Genomic DNA, 17,342 nt, shown 5'->3' on the forward strand with positions numbered 1-17,342 from the left:
AACAGAGTCTTCATAGTTCTCCTATGAAGACTCTATCCATATTTTTGCTATCCTTTTATAGCTTTGGAGGCATGGTCCCCTCCGGAATTAACGATTCATACGTCTCCCCATCAAGACGTTCTTGCCATTCCTTTTTAGCTTCCTCAATCAGTATTGGATTAGCCAATAACTCAATTGCTGTACACGCCATAATTTTAGCAGCTTGTAGCATACCTTTATGGGCGATTGGCGTGACACCTTGAGAAACAACTTGCCATGTATGCAGTGGCGTTCCTAACGCCATACATACTGTCGTACATTGAACAGTTGGCACATTCCAGCTAACATCTCCCACATCCGTAGAGCCACCCATGATAAATTCAGGGAGCATTCGAGGAATATGATCAGCAATAACTTTTCCTTGTAATTGTTGAACATCTCCTTTATGTAGACCAACTAATGAAGAGGCTTGTACTTCAGGAGAAAACGTATTGAAAATAGCCTGAGCATACTGTTCATCCTCTATTGTATAGTCTGGCATGCCAATTTCAAGTATTTGTTGATACATGGCGTCATAAAGCGTCTTATTCGTTATTAAATTAGAAGCAGCACCTTCAAAATCAATTTCTAGGGAAGTACCTGTCATGAGCGTCGCACCCTTCGCTATTTGTTCAACGCGCTGATAGATTTCTTGCACCTGTTGCTTTTTAGGTGCCCGCACTAAATAGGTAACCTCAGCATATGGTTGGACAACATTCGGAGATGTTCCACCAGAGTTTGTAATAGCATAATGCACTCTTGCTTCTGGAATGATATGCTCTCGTAAATAGTTTACCCCAACGTTCATTAGCTCAACAGCATCTAGTGCACTTCTTCCCAAATGAGGAGCAGCCGCAGCATGTGCACTTTTACCTGTAAACTTAAATGTAACAGCATAGTTTGCTAGAGAGCTACAAGTCATCACTGTTGAAAACGTACCAGGATGCCAAGAAATGGCGATATCTACATCATCGAATAAGCCAGCTTTCGCCATATAAGCTTTACCAGATCCATTTTCTTCTGCAGGGCAACCGTAAAAACGGATGGTTGCGGATTGTGGATGTTGCTCTAAATAATCTTTTACGGCAACAGCCGCTGCAAATGCTCCTGTTCCTAATAAATTATGGCCACAGCCATGACCACTTCCCCCACTCTCAAGAGGCTCATGAGTGGTAACACCGCCCTTTTGGCTCAAGCCTGGTAATGCATCGTATTCCCCTAAAAAGGCGATGACTGGCTTTCCTGACCCAAAAGTTCCAACAAGCGCAGTATCCAGCCCAGTTAAGCCAGCCTCAGTTTGAAACCCCTCGTTTTCGAGTGCCTCTTTCATATATCGCATTGATTGATTTTCTTGAAAATGAAGCTCCGGTACAGCCCAAATTGCATCACTTAAGGCCACACTTGCATCCTTCTTTGCCTCAATTAATGTAGAAATTTTTTCTTGAAAACTCATTATTGTCCCTCCAATTTATTCATTATGCTTTCAATAATGCTCCTTTTTGGTCGTTTAACGTTACAAGCGACACAATACAAATGAGCGCGAATCCAATTAACATCCAAAAGGCTGCATCAAAGGAGCCATTAAAGGCATCGACCATAAAACCAATAGCCATAGGTGTAACAAACCCCGCTAGCTGTCCGCCTGTATTCGCGATCCCCATAGCTGAGCCTGTTATAGACGAAGGCAACTTCTTTAGAACAATTACGGGTAGTAGCGTAATGACAAACGCGATAAAGATAGAAACAACTGTTTGATAGCCAATAAATAATGTCACCGTTTTTGCTGTAAACATTAAATACAATAAAAGACCGATGACTGCACAGGAAATAGAGCCTAACACCTTTTCCATTCCTCTTGGAAGCTTATCGATAATATATCCGCTACCATAAACCCCAATAATCGTTGTAATAGCAGGAATCGTTTGTGCCCAACCAATGGACATTAAGTCTAGTCCACGATTTTTTTGAAGGTAGGTTGGAATCCACGAGACTAATCCCCAGTTCACCGCATAAATACAGAAATAAGCAATAATCAAATTCCACATGAGCGGTGTTTTCAATAGTTCTTTAAAGCTTACCTTAACTGCCGGACTACCTGTCTCAGCAGCCTCTGCTGTTTCAGCTTTTGGGAGCTGAATGTATTTCCAATATAAATAAGCAATAATCGCTCCAATAGCCCCGATAATGATAAACATCATACGCCAGCCAATCGTTCCTAATAAATAAGCGGCCAACAGCGGTACAATTAGCGAAACAATCCCACCAGAAGTCAGCATAATCGACATCGCTCTGCCTCTTTCCTCTTTCGGGAAAATTGTGGCAATAATCTTAGAGCTAGACGGTTGGAATCCACCCTCTCCAATACCGAATAAGAAACGAATAACAATCATCGCTGTTAGAGACCAGGCAATAGCCGTAAGTCCAGTAAATATTGACCACATAATGACAGCCATTAGCAAAATTCGTTTTGCGCCAAATTTATCAGCTAGCCAGCCCCCAGGTATTTGCATAATGGCATAGCCTAAAAAGAAAGCGCTTAAAATAATACCCGTCGAAGATGCATCCAGTTGCAAATCGCCTGTAATGGAAACGACTGCGTAGTTCATAATATAGCGATCTAAGTTCCCTAAAGACCAGCCTAAAAATAATAGCGCAAGGATGACATTTCTAGATTTTTTCGTTACGTCATTTGTTGTCATTTATATCCCTCCCATATTCAAAAACCTTCTCTTTATGGCAGTGATTGCATCACCGCTACAGTTGTGCTTTAAGATTCTTGCCCCCTTGCAAATCTAGTAAAATTAAAACCCCTTTATATACCGACATTTTCGTTATATATTCGTATAATAATCAAAGTACTCCAAAAAAACAATATTTTTTTGAAAATTTCTAATAGATAGTCGCTTCTCTAGCTATGAATGATCGGCTCAAAAAAGCGCACAACTTGTGGACTGGTCTTTGTTTTATCGATCCTAAAATTTCAGAAAAAAAAATGTCCCAAACCACACATTGGTTTGGAACATTTTTTTAGTTTCTAGACAAGCTGATACATTTTGATTGGTCTACCACGCATATGCTGCAATTCTTCACCACAAATTCTTGCTAAATCTACACTACATAAATCCGCAACAATACGCTGTGCATTTCTTTCACTCATTTGAAGCTGTATCGCTAAATCCTTTGTCGTAAAATGCTTCCAGCGCATTTTCTGCACTAGCGCATGAATTTTCATATACGTTTTAATACTAATATTACCTTTTTTTAGCTTTTCTAAAATATCAGGATCTTCCGCTCGATAAGAATACGACAGCTCTTCCATATTTCCGACCGACTCAATAATCGTACCGTCATCCTGAATCATAACGATATCAATGGCCTCATTTTCCTTGGTCTGCCTTAGCCCACGATGAGCATGTAGCTCTGCATTGAATACGGTTTGTGCAAAACCAATACCTGCAGTTACTTTTGCTTCCATTTCGATGGATAATTGATACATTTTTTCCTGTAGAAATTTAATTTGCCCTTCAATGGCTCCCCTAGTACTAAAAATTGTATATTTTCCATTCCCCTCTTCAATGAGGGAACCGTCAATTTGCTCACAAAGTTGAAGTAGATGTTCCTTAGTACGTAGCTCTAAATATTGGATGCGATACCCTTGCTTCATACGCTCCTTTAAGGAATCAAAATCCTTGATTTCCAGCATTACTGCACCAATTTGAGTTTCTTTATAGTAGGATGTTTTAATTTTTTCCGTAAACAGCTGAACTGTATGGTAAATTTCTGTTTTTGTAGGAGATACCCAATAGGAGGGAACGCCTCGATCTTTCAGCTCTTCATCGACAGATGGATAACAAGTGATGGCAAAATCGATCTTTCCCTCCTGCCAAAGTGTATAGTGAAAATCAAATAACTCTTTTGGATCAATGGCTACATCAAATTCCTTTAAATACATATGATTGACATTCTTTTGGATCTCCACTAGACCCTCTGAAGCCATTTGTGAGGGAGAAGGTATAATATCGATACTAACATTTTCAATAACCTTCTTTTGCCGATAGGATTGCTCTAAAAATCCTCTATAAATAGCCGCCTCCGAAAAAATGATATGAGCCAATTTATCCTGTGAAACCATTGTTTGGCTCGCGATCTTATAGGGGATATAGCCAGAAAACAGCCAGAAATCCACATCTTGATCATAGGTTTCCACAAGATGCTTTGTCTCTGTCGCTATCGCATAAATATACGGAATAAATTCCATATCCTGTTCAATTTCTCTGGCTAAAGCAATAATTCTTTTGACGGATTTGACAGGACCCACAACACCTATTTTATACATCTTTTGTTCCTACCTTCTTTGTGAAACTGCAATAGTTATGTAAAGAATTTCTTTTCTCTTCTGTTCATAGTATAGCGGACAACCAATTTACTAGACAAATAAAAAATCTATACAGAAAAACCCCGATTTTCTCGGGGCTTACCTCATTTACTATCCTGTGGATACATGTTTTTATAAAGTAATTCTAATTTTTTGGAAAGCTTCCCATAAGCGGATTGCCAGGCTTTTTGAGCCGCCTCATCACCATCTGCTTTGTACAATGCATGGACGTCAGCAACCTTCTTCAAATCACTTTCGGCCTGTGTAAGCTTCGAGTAGTTTTTGACAATCTTTTTATCTTCAGCGCTCAAGGCATCATACTTAGTACGAATATCTTTTACTTTATCCTCTAGACCAGCTATATACTCACCATTGTCAAGGAGAGAATTGATCGATTCAATTAATGTCAAAGCCTGTTCATTCGTTTGCTGTTGACCTTGTTGCTTTTCGCTAACCCATTTTTGGATATCTGAAGGAATAAGGCTCACTTGCTTAGATGTAAGTTTTTCAAATGCCTTGATGACAGTGCTTGGATTAGTGTTAAATGATTTTTCATAGGTCTTTATAAAGGATTCTGCTTTTTTCACATCTGCGATTGCGGCTTTTAAAATATCATAATTCGTAATCAGCTTTTTATCACTTGAGCTTAGGCTACTGTATTGCTTAGACAGAGTATTAATTTTATCAATCGGCACTAAATACTGATCATTTGAAACAATAGTAGCTATTTCATCATTCAATTGCTTTATATTTGGTGCATTTTCATCAATAATTTGATTCTTTAACAGTGCTTCATATTGCTCTTTTGCTAAATGCTGTTGATTAGCAGGTAACTTAGCATACGCTTTTTGCACAGACTCTATTTTTTTAGCTTGTTTCGCCGCATCTGTTTCTTCTTTAGCGGTTTGAATTTTTTTATAGAATGATTTGACACCTGTAATATCCTTCTGAGCAGCAGTTAGTAAATAATTATTAGTGACATACTTTCTTGCACCAGATGACAGCTTTTTATAGGATTGCGCTGCCGTATCAACTGCTTTTTCTAATTGATTGAATGTAAATTTAGTGACATCCGCAAATTTAGCAATATCTACTTTCAAAGCCTCTGCTGCAGCCTTATCAGCTGGTACTTTTCCATCAACAGAAACTTTCGGCGTATTGAGTAAAAACTCTTGAGCATTATAGACAAGCGATTGCTGTAAAGATGTCAATTTATTATAAGCTTTTAATGTATTTGTATAGCTTGAATTCAGTTTGCTTTCAGTTACACCAGTTACGCCAGATAGCTTTTGATAAGCATCCATATCTTTTATCACTTTTTCAGCTGTTTTTAAATCCTTTTGTAACGTAACAAGGCTGTCATACCCTTCTATTTGGGCTGCTGATGCTTTTGTTAAGCTCTTATATTCTTTTACCATGCGAGCCACATTATTGACATGACTTTGCCAAGAACTAGCAGTTGGATTGATTGGATAAATATCCTCCCCAATATAGCTATCGATATCATTGTTTAATGTAGCAATTTGACTTTCTTCCGCACTTTCAGCTGCCGTTAAAAGCTGACCATATTTGTCTGGCACTAATTTTAATTGTTTATACGTTAATTTTTCATAGGTAGAACGAATAGACTTGGCAACCGTTACCTGCTTATTTGGCGTATTATTGGATGATAATTTATCAAATGATTTAATAAATTGCTCCACTTTTTTAATATCGGCTTTAGCCTCACTGAGAATCGATAGGTTTTGAACAGCCCCACGATAATTTTGTGATAATTTAGCAATATCTGCCTCAATCGTATTCACGACCCCTTGTAAGGAATCCTTATCAGAAGGAACATACTGTGAAATGCCATTCGAATAAGAAAGTAAATTAACGATTGCTAGATTAAGTCTTCTGACTTCTTTTATTTCCTCAAGATCATTAGGCTCATTTAAAAGGTTTTTAATGCTAGTATATAAAGCATCATTGACATCCAAGCTACGTTGCAATAAATCGAACTTATCGTAGGCAGCTTCAATTTCCTTTATATAGGCAGGCAAATCTTTGTCGCTAATTCCCCCTACCTTGTCCACTTTTTCATTTAACTTATTGATAAGGTCCACATCTGCAAGTGCTCGCTTGAGAACAGCATAATTTGATACATTCCCTTTAGCAGGCTCTGACAATGCTTGATATTTACTTTCTAATGCCTTAATTTTTTCCTCAAACGACTTTATATCAGAAACATTGTATTTGTTATCATTCACTAATAAATTTTTAATATCATTTGCTAATGTATCTGTTGGTTCTTTGGATATAGAAATCACTTCAGAACGTGGAGATTCCACAAAAGAAGTGCCTACCTGAGCTTTTACCTTAACAATAATATCTTTGATTCCCTTTTCTATGGCATCTTTCGGAATAGTATAGGTGCTACCTGAAGCTCCCTCAATAATAGTGAAGGAATTTTCACCCTCACCTAGTTGATAAAACCATTGATAACTATATGTAATTTGACCGCTTGTTAATTTCGCTCCTGCCTTATCCGTTACAGTAACACCCGCTACTTTCACCGTTTCGCCAGGTGCAACAAAATCCGAAGTCGAAAAGCCCTCTAAAGTCGGTGTTGTAATCGCAAGATCCAATTGATTAATGGTTCTTGGCTCACTTTGATATTTTTTTCCATCAGTTGTAGTAGCTTCCACAAAAATAGTTTTACCCGCTGCTTCTACTGGCACCTTTAACGAAGCAGAAGTAGCACCTGCAATCGGTTTATTCGTGGACGTTTTTGAACCATCTTCACTAGCTACCTTTTCTAGATAATACCATTGATAGGCATTGACTATGGCATTATTGGGTAATTGATGAACCGTTAATGTTTCATTTACAATATTTTGCCCCGTGACCGTCACCGTCTCCGCTGCACTTGCTAGAGTTGGTACAATAAGTGCTACAGGTATTGCTGCTGCTGTTAAAAATAATTTTTTATTCAAATCAGTTGACCTCCTCAATCCTTCTATTAATTATATCGGCCACATCTCCCTGATTTCCTTTATTCAGGGGAAAGAATTCAAAAAAGTGTATATTCTCCTGTATTCTTATCTCTACAATAATAATATTTTGATATTATTTCATGCTCAAAAAAACAAAAGCCTTCTAATCCACATTCATAAAAATTATGAAGCGATTAAAAGGTGAAAATTGTAGGCATATAGCGTATTCTGCTTCATCGGGCTATCCTCGAATCATGTAAGTCGGTCGGTTCAGCGTACTATACGCATAAGGATATGGATACTGAGTTTCACTTACGCGAATACGAATCATCATTCCCTCTCCTACTTTGCTATTTAATGCGAATTTCCCATTAAACGCCTGAACCCTCTCTTGCATACCTTGAATGCCCATGGATTCGGTCAGTATAATATCATCTAGATTACACCCCACACCATCATCGCTATACAAAACCTCAAAGCCTTCTTCCGTGCTTTGTAAATGGATGGTAACTGCATTGGCATAAGAATGCTTTAATGCATTGTTTAATAATTCTTGAAACAAACGATAAATCATTAAATTTAAACGTTCATCCTCTAAATAAAGACGATCAATCGTATAAAGCAATTCGAAGTTTGCTCGTTTTTGAACTTTTTGAATAAGCTTCTCAAGTGCAGCATTTAAGCCCAATGTATCTAATAAAGGAGGCTTTAAATTTTCACAGTATCCTCGTAAATCATTTAAGGAGGTAATCATATGCTCATGAAGCTTCCCAAGTTTAGTTGAAAAATTTTCTGAATCCTTCATGTGCATCAGGACATCCATTTCTCTTGCGATATGAAGCTGCTCCTGTAAAATCGTATCATGAAGCTCTTGCGCTAACTGATACTTCTCCTCCTCAAAACGAAGCCAAAGTAATTTATTAAGCCACGGCAGCTGCCGATTATCTGCCTCTTTCATATGCTTTAACTGATCTAATAGATCCTCGACCATTTTAGTATTTTCAATAAAGTTATTTAAATATAACAGTAACAATTCCAGCCATAGCAATTCCTCATCCTTCAAATAAATAGATTTATTATGATCCACAACAAGAATTCGTTTATAACTTGTATCCTGATGAATAAAGGCTATATAGAAATGATCTGTTTTTTTAATATCCCCTAAACCTAATTGTTCAAGTAAAACCTCATCAATTTGATGTTGATTGTATTCCTTGGATTTGTTCGTTAATGTAACTTGATGTGTTTGAAAATCATACGTGAGAACATAAACACTTTCCATTTCAAGCTGGAGCACCACTTCCTGGACAAACTTTTCCAATAAATCCTCAATCTTCACAACTCTCCCTATACTATCGACAGTAGTATATAAGCGATGGATATAGTCACCTTTTGTAGAAAACAAAATCTTTCGCTTACGATAATCAACCCGCTCTTTAATGTAAAACAACGCCATTAAGGAGAGAAACGTAAAAAAGAAAAGCTCCGTCATACGTGTAATCGATAAATCCGTCAATAAGTACAAACCACCCAAAAGCCAAATAGTAAAGGCAAATGAGAAATTAAAATAATAGCGTATACGCGATATAAAGTACTCCATATCAAATATACGTTCTGTGAGTTGAGTGAATAAGAAGCTTAATGGAATGAGCATTAGAAATAAAGAACATATATCAGCTTCTAATAATTGTTTATGAAATAGTATTTCAGGTAGTGCATAAAGAAATAAAAACGGCAAAAATGGAATGATAATACTACTTAACAATATTTTTAATTGTGGCGTTTTATATTTGATGTATCCTAGTATTATTATTCCTAGAATCACCAGCAATAAAAAGAAAAAAAGGCTTAAAACAATGAACGAATTTTCAAAATGAGTAGATGGATACAGATTGCTAAAGACACTTAGTACCACACCTGCGATTGGAATAATATAAAACAAATTAATTTTTTTAGTAAACAACCATTTTAAATCCATAAACTCAAAATATATTTTCAAAAAGTGTAATAGTATAACTAAACAAAGTAGCATGCTGCTTCGATTGATTATTATTCCTAATAGATTTAACCTAGCGGATGCTCCACTACTAACATAAGCTAAGGAAACAGTTAACATAAAAAGAATCAATAAATTTAAGAGAATTGTATTTTTTTGTTTATAATATAAATATAAAGTGATAAATAATGTAAGAAGGAAGTAACAAAAAGGAACTATTAAAACATAAAAAAATTGTTCAGGTATATCATATAACTTAATATTTAGGTTTATAACAGCCCCATTATCTTTCATTATTTTCAATTCTCTAGCTGCACGAATTACAGGTTCGTACTTTAAATCACGAAGACTATCAATCTGTTTTCCATCAACTTCTAAAATAATATCGCCTTTTTTTATTTTATGTTTTTCAGCCCATTCCTTATAATATGGCTCTATTAAAATCCATTGTCCATCCTCATTCTGAACATCCATACTTAAAACAGGCTTGCTGTATGTAACATTTAGTAAATAAAGCCCAATTACCAAATATGTACTTACAGCAAGCCAAAACCACTTTTTATAATTAAAATTTAATACCAAATTGTGCTTTCTAAACATACATCTTCATCAAACGAATCCAAAATTGCCTTTTGTTCAAGTTCTGTAACACCAACAAGAGAAGCTTTCTTTTCTTTTAACAATGTTACCAACGACGGATGTTGCTCTAAATATTGAACCATGTTAATCATAAAATCGCTCCATTTCATTAGTTTTTATAGTTACTATTATTATCCAATAAAACCTACGTCACAAGGAATTATTAACCATATTTGTAACTATAAATTGATTATACCATCATTCACCTACAATTCAACATAATTTTCTAAAAAATACAATAATATAATAGAATATGTAATGAAATTGCTTAGTTCTCCATAGATTGACATAGAAAAAGCTTGCTCCTAATGGTAGGAACAAGCTTCTACATTTTTTACTTTTTCAATACAAAAAACCCTCTTGTAGCCACTTGTTTAAATGGGAAGAGACCAATATAGCATGCAGCGGATTCATATCGCCAACATCTACAACAAAAACCTGACAGGCTTCTTTCTCTAACGCCATTAAAAAGACCATTCCGCCTCCATCATCCCCTATGGCAACATAGCCTTTTGCATATTCCTTCACTTCCCAAGTCTCATTTCTTTCCATTATTTCCTCGGTACCATATATGAAAACACCATTCGTAAATGAAAAACCATTGGACATTTTCAGTACGCTTTTATATTCCTCTGGAAGATGAATAGCCATTGTCTGTTCTATTAGCAAAATTTCATGCTCGTTAGCGGGAGGATTGGCAGTAAAAATATTATGTAAAGGAGACATGTTGTCACCTTCTTCTTGAAGATTTTTCATATCTTTGCAAAACAAAACTCATAAAAAGCTTCGATTAAATCATCAATCTCTTGTTTTTTTACTATTGCGTTCAACCAATCTTCTGGAATTCCGTTCATTTGATGACACATACCTGCTAAAGCTCCCGTTATTGCCGCTATTGTATCCGTATCTTCTCCCAAATTGACTGCCTTTAAAATAGCTTCTTTAAAGGTAGATGCATGACCAACACTCCATATAGCTGCCTCAAGTGAGTGGACAATATAACCGCTTGATTTAATTTCATCTTCAGAGATACTTAAAAAGTTCTCATCAAAAATTCTACTGTAGGCATTTAACTCTGTATGCAATTCATGCTGTAAATTATTTTGCAACAAGTTAAATACCTCATTTAATGCAAACTCAAGCGAATTATTTCGGTATAAGCTTAATAATAACTCAATATAAATGATAGACCCTACTATTGAACGTGGATGTCCATGTGTGATCATGGTATATTGCTGGACCAACGCTTTTCTTTTCTTAAAATCACCTTCATTTATCAATACAAATACTAAAGGCGCAATCCTCATCAGCGTACCGTTGCCATTATCAAACTCGCCCGTTTTCCCACAATGCTCAGGCAAAACTCCCTTTTTATAGCTAGACACAGCGTCAGCAGTAGTAATACCAATATCAAACATTTCCCCAAAAGGTGTCAGATAGCCTTGCTCCATATATCGTACAAACTTATCCATTAAGCTTCGTGTATCGCCTTTTTCAATCATATTTTCGACTAAACATAGCGTTAAAGAAGTATCATCTGACCATGTTCCCGGTGGTTGATTGTAAGTTCCATACCCTATCACATCCTCTACATGGAAAGTCCCCCGCTTCTTAAACTCGACAGGTACGCCCATCAAATCACCAATGATCCCACCATATAAAGTGGCAAACAATCGTTCTCTCAACTTTACTTCTACCATAGGATTACATGTCCCCCTTCTCTAAATCAAACATACTATGAAGTAGACTCTAACTTTTTCTGGTTTACACTACTTCACTAGCCACTCAGCCCAGCCCTTATGAATTTAGATTCAAATATTAGATTGTTTTTTACCACAATTCCATTAAGAAAAAACTTGAAAGGCGGATAGCCAGTCAAAGAATATTAATAAACTACTCAAAAAAGATCTATTATGTGATATCTAATTATAATTGATCAGTTTAATATTACGCTATAACACTAATTTCCCAGACTATCTGTATACACATCTTAATTTTTGAAAATATTAAAGAATGATAGGTTTTATTAGAGAATGACTAGCTTTTCTCATGTTGGCAACGCCATTCACAGAGTGACAAAGCTTCATTTTGCTATTTCTGATGGTTTTCTAAATAAGCAAAGAGTGTCCAGTGCCTCGAACATGTCATCTCCAAACTTAAATATTGAATACCCATTTTTCCCAAAGACCTTACCAGATATCGAGATAAACATTATTAGATTCCCTCGGTATGCTTCCCCAATTACTACGAGCGGCTCTTTCACTCGTACCTCAAATTCCTCAAAGTCTTCTTTTTCATAATAATCCCCAATAGCTTCTTCTGGGCTAAAATGAAAGGTTTCCAAACTTCCATCCGGATGCTTGAATTTATATTCAACCCCACCAAATTGACTTAATGCATCAACCGCCGCATTAAACACTTGATACCCCATCGCATCTAAAAACTTTACTGTTTCTGTTAATTCAACTTTATTATTGGGATTCCATCCTGCTTGTAGTAATATGTCTCTCGTTTCATTTGACAAATTTAGCATAAGTATCCTCTCTATTTATTCAAAAGTTCTATTCACGAAAACTTTCTATCGCTCGAATTGAAATAAGCTTTCCTGAAATTATCAAATAATTGTCAGGTATATTATTCAGACTCTTCTATCAATCAGATAGAGAGATTAAAAAATCTGATAAAGTATCACTGACCTTATTAAAATCATCTAACTCTACACTTTCATCATAACAATATACCGCTGGATCGTCCTCATCATTTACATAAAAAAACCAGAACATATATCCTTGATGCATCATAAATATAAATTGATTATCTGTAAGCTTTTTTGTGAAATTATTTTCCTCCAAAAGTTCAATAGCCCACTCTTTTAAATCAAAAATGTACTTCATGGAATAATTCGTACCAACTAAAAATTCAATTCCATTACCTGCTTTATTCATAAAATCCAAATAAGTTTTAGGAAGTGTTCGAGTTGGAGACAATTTTACTAATTTTGATATATCATCCTTACTGCAGGGTTTCATTGGATAAGTGTCCTTCTCTAAGGATGTCAAGAAATCCTCTATATTACTACTTTTATAAAAATTCATACTAAATCTCCTCCATATTTTACTCATCTAATATTTGCCTTTTAATGTTTGGGAAATCCTTCTGAAATTAATTAATAATATCATTACAGCTTTGACAAATCGCCTTGTGAGAAATGACCTCAGTATTAACATGGAATATTAGTGTACTTTTCCCTAAGATGTTCAATTATTTTCTGACCAGAACCACGGGTATTTATAATAGGAGGCTTTTATCGTAGTGTTAGAAAGAGAATGAGAGGGCCTTTTTATATTCTTTAATCTTTATTTTTTTATTGTCACTTAATCTAATTACCTTTTAAAGCCAATTATAATAAACCTTATACATAATCCCAATAACTGATATTTTAACTGACCTTTATTATTGCAAACCAAAAGTAGCATTGTTATTTCTTCGTATGATGTTTTTGTCAATTCATGAAAAAACCACAATTTACCATTACTTTGTTTATTCCTTAATAGCCTTTTTGTTCTTCTTCTCTCCCCTGAAATTAAGTAAAACAGCTAACTAAATCTCTTACTCTCTAATTTTAAAAATTTATCAAACCTTTTTACCAAATCTTTTTTCGTGGTTGGAACCTCTTGAGGCATATAATTAACAAAACTCACCATATCTTCTGGGTAGTTATGATTTCCATAAAACTCTGCAATTTTATTTAATAATTCATTTTCTTCTTTACATCTTTCTTTTATATCAGATAAACAAACAAATCTGAGCTTTCTATATTCCTCTAATAATATTGTGCTTGCTTCATCTAATTGAGGGAAATATTTAGTTTTTATTTCTAACATAACTTTATCTAAATCTTCCATAGATACTCCCCATGCAAGTTCACTAACAAACTCACTTTCATCACCAATCACCATTAACTCTACCGCATAGTCTGAAATAACGTCTTTACTAAAATAATTTTCGTGGACACCTACGAAAATAGTTTTCCAGTCATACTTAATATATCGATTTTTTAAATCTTTTAAGTTCATATTATTTACCTACTACTTTTTTTATACTTGTTTTGATTATTAAATATAGTGACAATATTAAATCTACATACTCCCGAGTTGAAATTCTAAAGTCAACTATAACAAAAATATCTTAAAAGGTAGTTAGCCAATCAAGGGATTTTAAAATGTCCAACATATTCTAATTTCTCTTTTATTGTTTTTGGACATAACAAAAACCTAGTAAGGTAAGCCAATCTAGGTTATATTTTTATTTAAAAATGAATTTTATGCTACTCCAAATTTAACATATAAACCCAATAATAATCCCCACATATATACATGAACTTTTGATTAATCTAAAATATGATAAATGTGTCTTGTAATATCTATCTCTTCTCCATCTTAAATTATGATAAATTTAAAATTTCTTTTAGTTCTATTAAGGAAACTTCAACTCTTGTTCGATCTTGAGGTCGTCTTGTTAAATAGTCTTCCCCAGCTTCTGTTAAATATTGAAAAAACACATTTTCATCTACAATGGCATTTTCCTCAACTTCAGCCATAGGTGGTTGTATAGTGAAGTTAACACCAGTTTCACCAAAACTCCCCTCTTCTTCCGGCTGATATTCATTTGCAAAAATACAACATACTGGGTCAACCCCAAAACCTTGATTATTTTTGAAATTATCTATTGCTTCCATAAACTTCCCATCACCTATTATTTTGTAATATAGACGCATCAACTCAACTTTTTCTGAAAATTTTTCAATAATAAAAATTTCCTCACTCATAACAAACACTCCTTTAATATTTAATCTAGAACTGGTAAGAAATTCGAAATCTCTCCTGTATTTTTGTCTTTAAAGCCCTTAAACTTCAAATGTTTCCCATTTACATTGACATACCCTTCTACTAAATCACTAGGTGACCTACCTCCACCTTGATTTTACTATTATTACTAAAATTTTCTTCCATAGCTTCTCTGCCCAACTTCAATACCTGTTCATCAGAAAAAACTTTTGGGTCACAGCTTGATTAATAACCTTAACCTGTTTACCAAAGTTATCTAAAATAAACTTCTCAAAATTGTCAAGATTGTGACCACCTTTTATTCCAATGTTTGGTTTTTCTTTGAAGCCCTCTACTTCGATTAGATGTGTATCATGACCCTTTTTAAAAGTAACATCTTTAACCGTACCCTTATCCTCAGCAGGCTTTTTATTCGAGCCATTTTGTGATGGTTGGGTATTAGACGGTTTCGGACTTGGAGTTGTTGTGTTTCTTCCAACTGTTCCTGTATCCTCTATGTATCTAACGCCTACATCTGCTCCTGCTCCTGCTAACTCCCGCTGCTGTGGTGGTCGCAGGATCTGACGCAGTTGCTGTTTGACTTCGGCTACTTTGGATTGTATCTGGGTTTTCACGTTCACTACTTGCTTTTTGACTTTGTCTACTACACTTCCTACTGGACATTTCAGCGCTTTTTGAACACCTTCAGTGACACTCTTAACTACCCCGGCACCTTTATTTACTAATTTTCCGCCTGTTGCCGCCCAGCCCGCAAACGGAATCATCGCGCCAAAGGAAAGGGCCGCATTGACCTTGTCACCTCTGGCCAGATAAATAATGCCATTCACGCCATCCGCTATTTCACCGACACCTGGGATTAACCCTACAATATCTAATCCTACTTGGATCGTATTCAACATATTTTTAGGTTTTACAGCATTTTTCACTGCTTTGGTCGTTGCTTGTGTAGCTTTTTTCACCACTGGTAGTACCTTTTCCTTCACTACCTGCTTCGTTTGTTTGACAGCGGCCTTTACCTGTTGCTTGGCTTTTGTCACAGCTGCCTTTGCTTTTTTCACAACCTTTTTCGTGGTCAGGACCGCTTTTTTAATGGCCTTCTTCGCCCTTTTTCACTTTCCTAACAGGGTTAATAAATGAGACTGCTGCATCAAAATTTTCTTTAATTGGCGCATTTGCATCATACAATATGAGATAATCCTCAATAAACAGAGCATATGACATTTTGGAGCCTAGCATCCATGTCTGTTTAGATTCAGTACGCTCGCCGTATTGTCCATACCATTCTGCACATATTGTAAAAGCACATGTTGCCCAAGCAAAAAAAGAAATCACAGTTTCAACTCTTACGTTAAAAGCTATGATTTCCTCAATTCTTAGGATGCAATTCTTTTCAAGTTCTTGATAGTGAGCTAAATAAATTATTCGTAACCAACTTCAATTGTAATATTTTGATAATTTCTATTGTTTAATTACGGTTTTAAATTAAGAATATATTCAATTCTTGATTTAGCACCAAAGCTCGATTCAATAACCTTATAATCTTCAGTCCCCATTAATTGTATACATTTATTTATATCTTGCAATAACTGTTCTATATCTTCTTTATTAGCATCATCTTTAAATTCATTACTATTGATATAAAAACCTAAATTTTCATATATAAAATCTGGTATTTCTTTAAGCTTAAAACACTCAATTGCAACACAAATATAATATGCAGCTTTTGTAAAAGCATTATAATTTAGCTCTCTCCAATCTTCTTCAAATACTTTTGCTGCAGATTGTGATGCCGTAAATCCATCATCTTCTATATATTCTTCAAAACTATATACAACAGAATCTTTAATACTTTCATAATCAACATTATTATTCATAGCATATTCCACCTTAAATCAGTTTTGCCGTTTTGTCATTATGCCTATAATCTCTGAATCAGATTCAAAATTTTATATATTGTCAAATTCCGTTTCTCTTGCTAAATTAGTTTGTGTTTCGATAATTTAATTACCCTACCTTTATTCGCTTCATCAGGTTTACTATTCGAGCCATTTTTGATGGTTTCGGACTTGGAGTTGTTGTCTCTCTTCCATATGTTCTTGTATCCTTTATTCTCCAACGTTCACACCTGCTAACTCCATCTGTGGAGATCCCAGTTGACGCAGTTGCTGTTTGACTTCGTCTACTATTGTATCTGCGTTTTCACGTTTGGGACTTGCTCTTTTACACTGCCTAAGAGACCTTTATTCGCATTTTGAACACTTTTAGTGATGCTCTTAACTACGTCGGCACCTTTTTCCCTAATTCCCCAACAGTCGCCACACTGCCCACCACTGGAATCATTGAATCGGCTACACTAAGTTGGACATAAAAAATAAGGGCTAGTACACTTAGACTACCAACTTAAAGGAGCGTGCAACTATGTCACGTCAACGTCGAACTTTTACATCTGAATTTAAATTGCAATTAGTAAAACTTTATGAAAATGGAAAATC

Annotated in this window: 15 protein-coding genes; all 15 read right to left on the reverse strand. The window is 35.3% G+C overall.

Features of this window, described 5'->3' with window-relative positions; genetic code table 11:
* Positions 1-55: 55 nt before the first annotated feature.
* Positions 56-1,471, reverse strand: coding sequence for a M20 family metallopeptidase (locus AC07YC_RS10350; RefSeq protein WP_494919266.1), 1,416 nt, complete (start codon positions 1,469-1,471; stop codon positions 56-58).
* 22 nt (positions 1,472-1,493) lie between these two features.
* Positions 1,494-2,717, reverse strand: coding sequence for an MFS transporter (locus tag AC07YC_RS10355; RefSeq protein WP_036126972.1), 1,224 nt, complete (start codon positions 2,715-2,717; stop codon positions 1,494-1,496).
* Positions 2,718-3,052: 335 nt separating this feature from the next.
* Positions 3,053-4,354: a hypothetical protein gene (locus AC07YC_RS10360; protein WP_336635210.1), complete on the reverse strand. Its 1,302-nt coding sequence runs from the start codon at positions 4,352-4,354 to the stop codon at positions 3,053-3,055.
* A 143-nt stretch (positions 4,355-4,497) separates the two neighbouring features.
* On the reverse strand, positions 4,498-7,368 hold the full coding sequence (locus tag AC07YC_RS10365; protein WP_494919269.1) for a hypothetical protein: 2,871 nt from the start codon (positions 7,366-7,368) through the stop codon (positions 4,498-4,500).
* A 241-nt stretch (positions 7,369-7,609) separates the two neighbouring features.
* On the reverse strand, positions 7,610-9,964 hold the full coding sequence (locus AC07YC_RS10370) for an ATP-binding protein (protein WP_494919270.1): 2,355 nt from the start codon (positions 9,962-9,964) through the stop codon (positions 7,610-7,612).
* Entirely contained in the window at positions 9,937-10,095 is a 159-nt protein-coding gene (gene comX, locus AC07YC_RS10375; protein ID WP_036149013.1) for a competence pheromone ComX, read from the reverse strand. Before comX ends, AC07YC_RS10370 begins: the two co-directional genes overlap by 28 nt.
* A gap of 250 nt (positions 10,096-10,345) precedes the next feature.
* The gene (locus AC07YC_RS10380; RefSeq protein WP_494919272.1) at positions 10,346-10,759 is read right to left on the reverse strand and encodes an SMI1/KNR4 family protein; all 414 of its coding nucleotides are present in this window, start codon (positions 10,757-10,759) and stop codon (positions 10,346-10,348) included.
* Positions 10,756-11,703 (reverse strand): ADP-ribosylglycohydrolase family protein, encoded by a 948-nt coding sequence (locus AC07YC_RS10385; protein WP_336635215.1) that lies wholly within the window; start codon positions 11,701-11,703, stop codon positions 10,756-10,758. Before AC07YC_RS10385 ends, AC07YC_RS10380 begins: the two co-directional genes overlap by 4 nt.
* Positions 11,704-12,086: 383 nt before the next feature.
* Positions 12,087-12,536: an SUKH-3 domain-containing protein gene (locus AC07YC_RS10390; protein WP_494919274.1), complete on the reverse strand. Its 450-nt coding sequence runs from the start codon at positions 12,534-12,536 to the stop codon at positions 12,087-12,089.
* Between the two features lie 118 nt (positions 12,537-12,654).
* Complete coding sequence (locus AC07YC_RS10395; RefSeq protein ID WP_494919275.1) at positions 12,655-13,098, reverse strand: SMI1/KNR4 family protein; 444 nt, start codon at positions 13,096-13,098, stop codon at positions 12,655-12,657.
* 501 nt (positions 13,099-13,599) lie between these two features.
* Positions 13,600-14,079, reverse strand: a complete 480-nt coding sequence (locus tag AC07YC_RS10400) for a DUF2247 family protein (RefSeq protein ID WP_324728515.1) — start codon at positions 14,077-14,079, stop codon at positions 13,600-13,602.
* Positions 14,080-14,447: 368 nt separating this feature from the next.
* Positions 14,448-14,831, reverse strand: coding sequence for a ribonuclease toxin immunity protein CdiI (gene cdiI, locus AC07YC_RS10405; RefSeq protein WP_494919277.1), 384 nt, complete (start codon positions 14,829-14,831; stop codon positions 14,448-14,450).
* Between the two features lie 201 nt (positions 14,832-15,032).
* The gene (locus AC07YC_RS10410) at positions 15,033-15,908 is read right to left on the reverse strand and encodes a hypothetical protein (protein WP_494919278.1); all 876 of its coding nucleotides are present in this window, start codon (positions 15,906-15,908) and stop codon (positions 15,033-15,035) included.
* A 28-nt stretch (positions 15,909-15,936) separates the two neighbouring features.
* Positions 15,937-16,182 carry a hypothetical protein gene (locus AC07YC_RS10415; RefSeq protein ID WP_096365287.1) on the reverse strand — a complete coding sequence of 82 codons (246 nt, stop codon included), beginning with the start codon at positions 16,180-16,182 and terminating at the stop codon, positions 15,937-15,939.
* 137 nt (positions 16,183-16,319) lie between these two features.
* Positions 16,320-16,724: a hypothetical protein gene (locus AC07YC_RS10420; protein WP_494919279.1), complete on the reverse strand. Its 405-nt coding sequence runs from the start codon at positions 16,722-16,724 to the stop codon at positions 16,320-16,322.
* Positions 16,725-17,342 lie beyond the last annotated feature (618 nt).

Source organism: Lysinibacillus sp. GW247-5R2A, assembly GCF_059424475.1.

Excerpts from the sequence above, each read along its gene's own strand:
- AC07YC_RS10350 (WP_494919266.1), bottom strand. The coding sequence starts at position 1,471 with ATGAGTTTTCAAGAAAAAATTTCTACATTAATTGAGGCAAAGAAGGAT.
- AC07YC_RS10355 (WP_036126972.1), bottom strand. The coding sequence starts at position 2,717 with ATGACAACAAATGACGTAACGAAAAAATCTAGAAATGTCATCCTTGCG.
- AC07YC_RS10360 (WP_336635210.1), bottom strand. The coding sequence starts at position 4,354 with ATGTATAAAATAGGTGTTGTGGGTCCTGTCAAATCCGTCAAAAGAATT.
- AC07YC_RS10370 (WP_494919270.1), bottom strand. The coding sequence starts at position 9,964 with ATGTTTAGAAAGCACAATTTGGTATTAAATTTTAATTATAAAAAGTGG.
- comX (WP_036149013.1), bottom strand. The coding sequence starts at position 10,095 with ATGATTAACATGGTTCAATATTTAGAGCAACATCCGTCGTTGGTAACA.
- AC07YC_RS10380 (WP_494919272.1), bottom strand. The coding sequence starts at position 10,759 with ATGAAAAATCTTCAAGAAGAAGGTGACAACATGTCTCCTTTACATAAT.
- AC07YC_RS10385 (WP_336635215.1), bottom strand. The coding sequence starts at position 11,703 with ATGGTAGAAGTAAAGTTGAGAGAACGATTGTTTGCCACTTTATATGGT.
- AC07YC_RS10390 (WP_494919274.1), bottom strand. The coding sequence starts at position 12,536 with ATGCTAAATTTGTCAAATGAAACGAGAGACATATTACTACAAGCAGGA.
- AC07YC_RS10395 (WP_494919275.1), bottom strand. The coding sequence starts at position 13,098 with ATGAATTTTTATAAAAGTAGTAATATAGAGGATTTCTTGACATCCTTA.
- AC07YC_RS10400 (WP_324728515.1), bottom strand. The coding sequence starts at position 14,079 with ATGAACTTAAAAGATTTAAAAAATCGATATATTAAGTATGACTGGAAA.
- cdiI (WP_494919277.1), bottom strand. The coding sequence starts at position 14,831 with ATGAGTGAGGAAATTTTTATTATTGAAAAATTTTCAGAAAAAGTTGAG.
- AC07YC_RS10420 (WP_494919279.1), bottom strand. The coding sequence starts at position 16,724 with ATGAATAATAATGTTGATTATGAAAGTATTAAAGATTCTGTTGTATAT.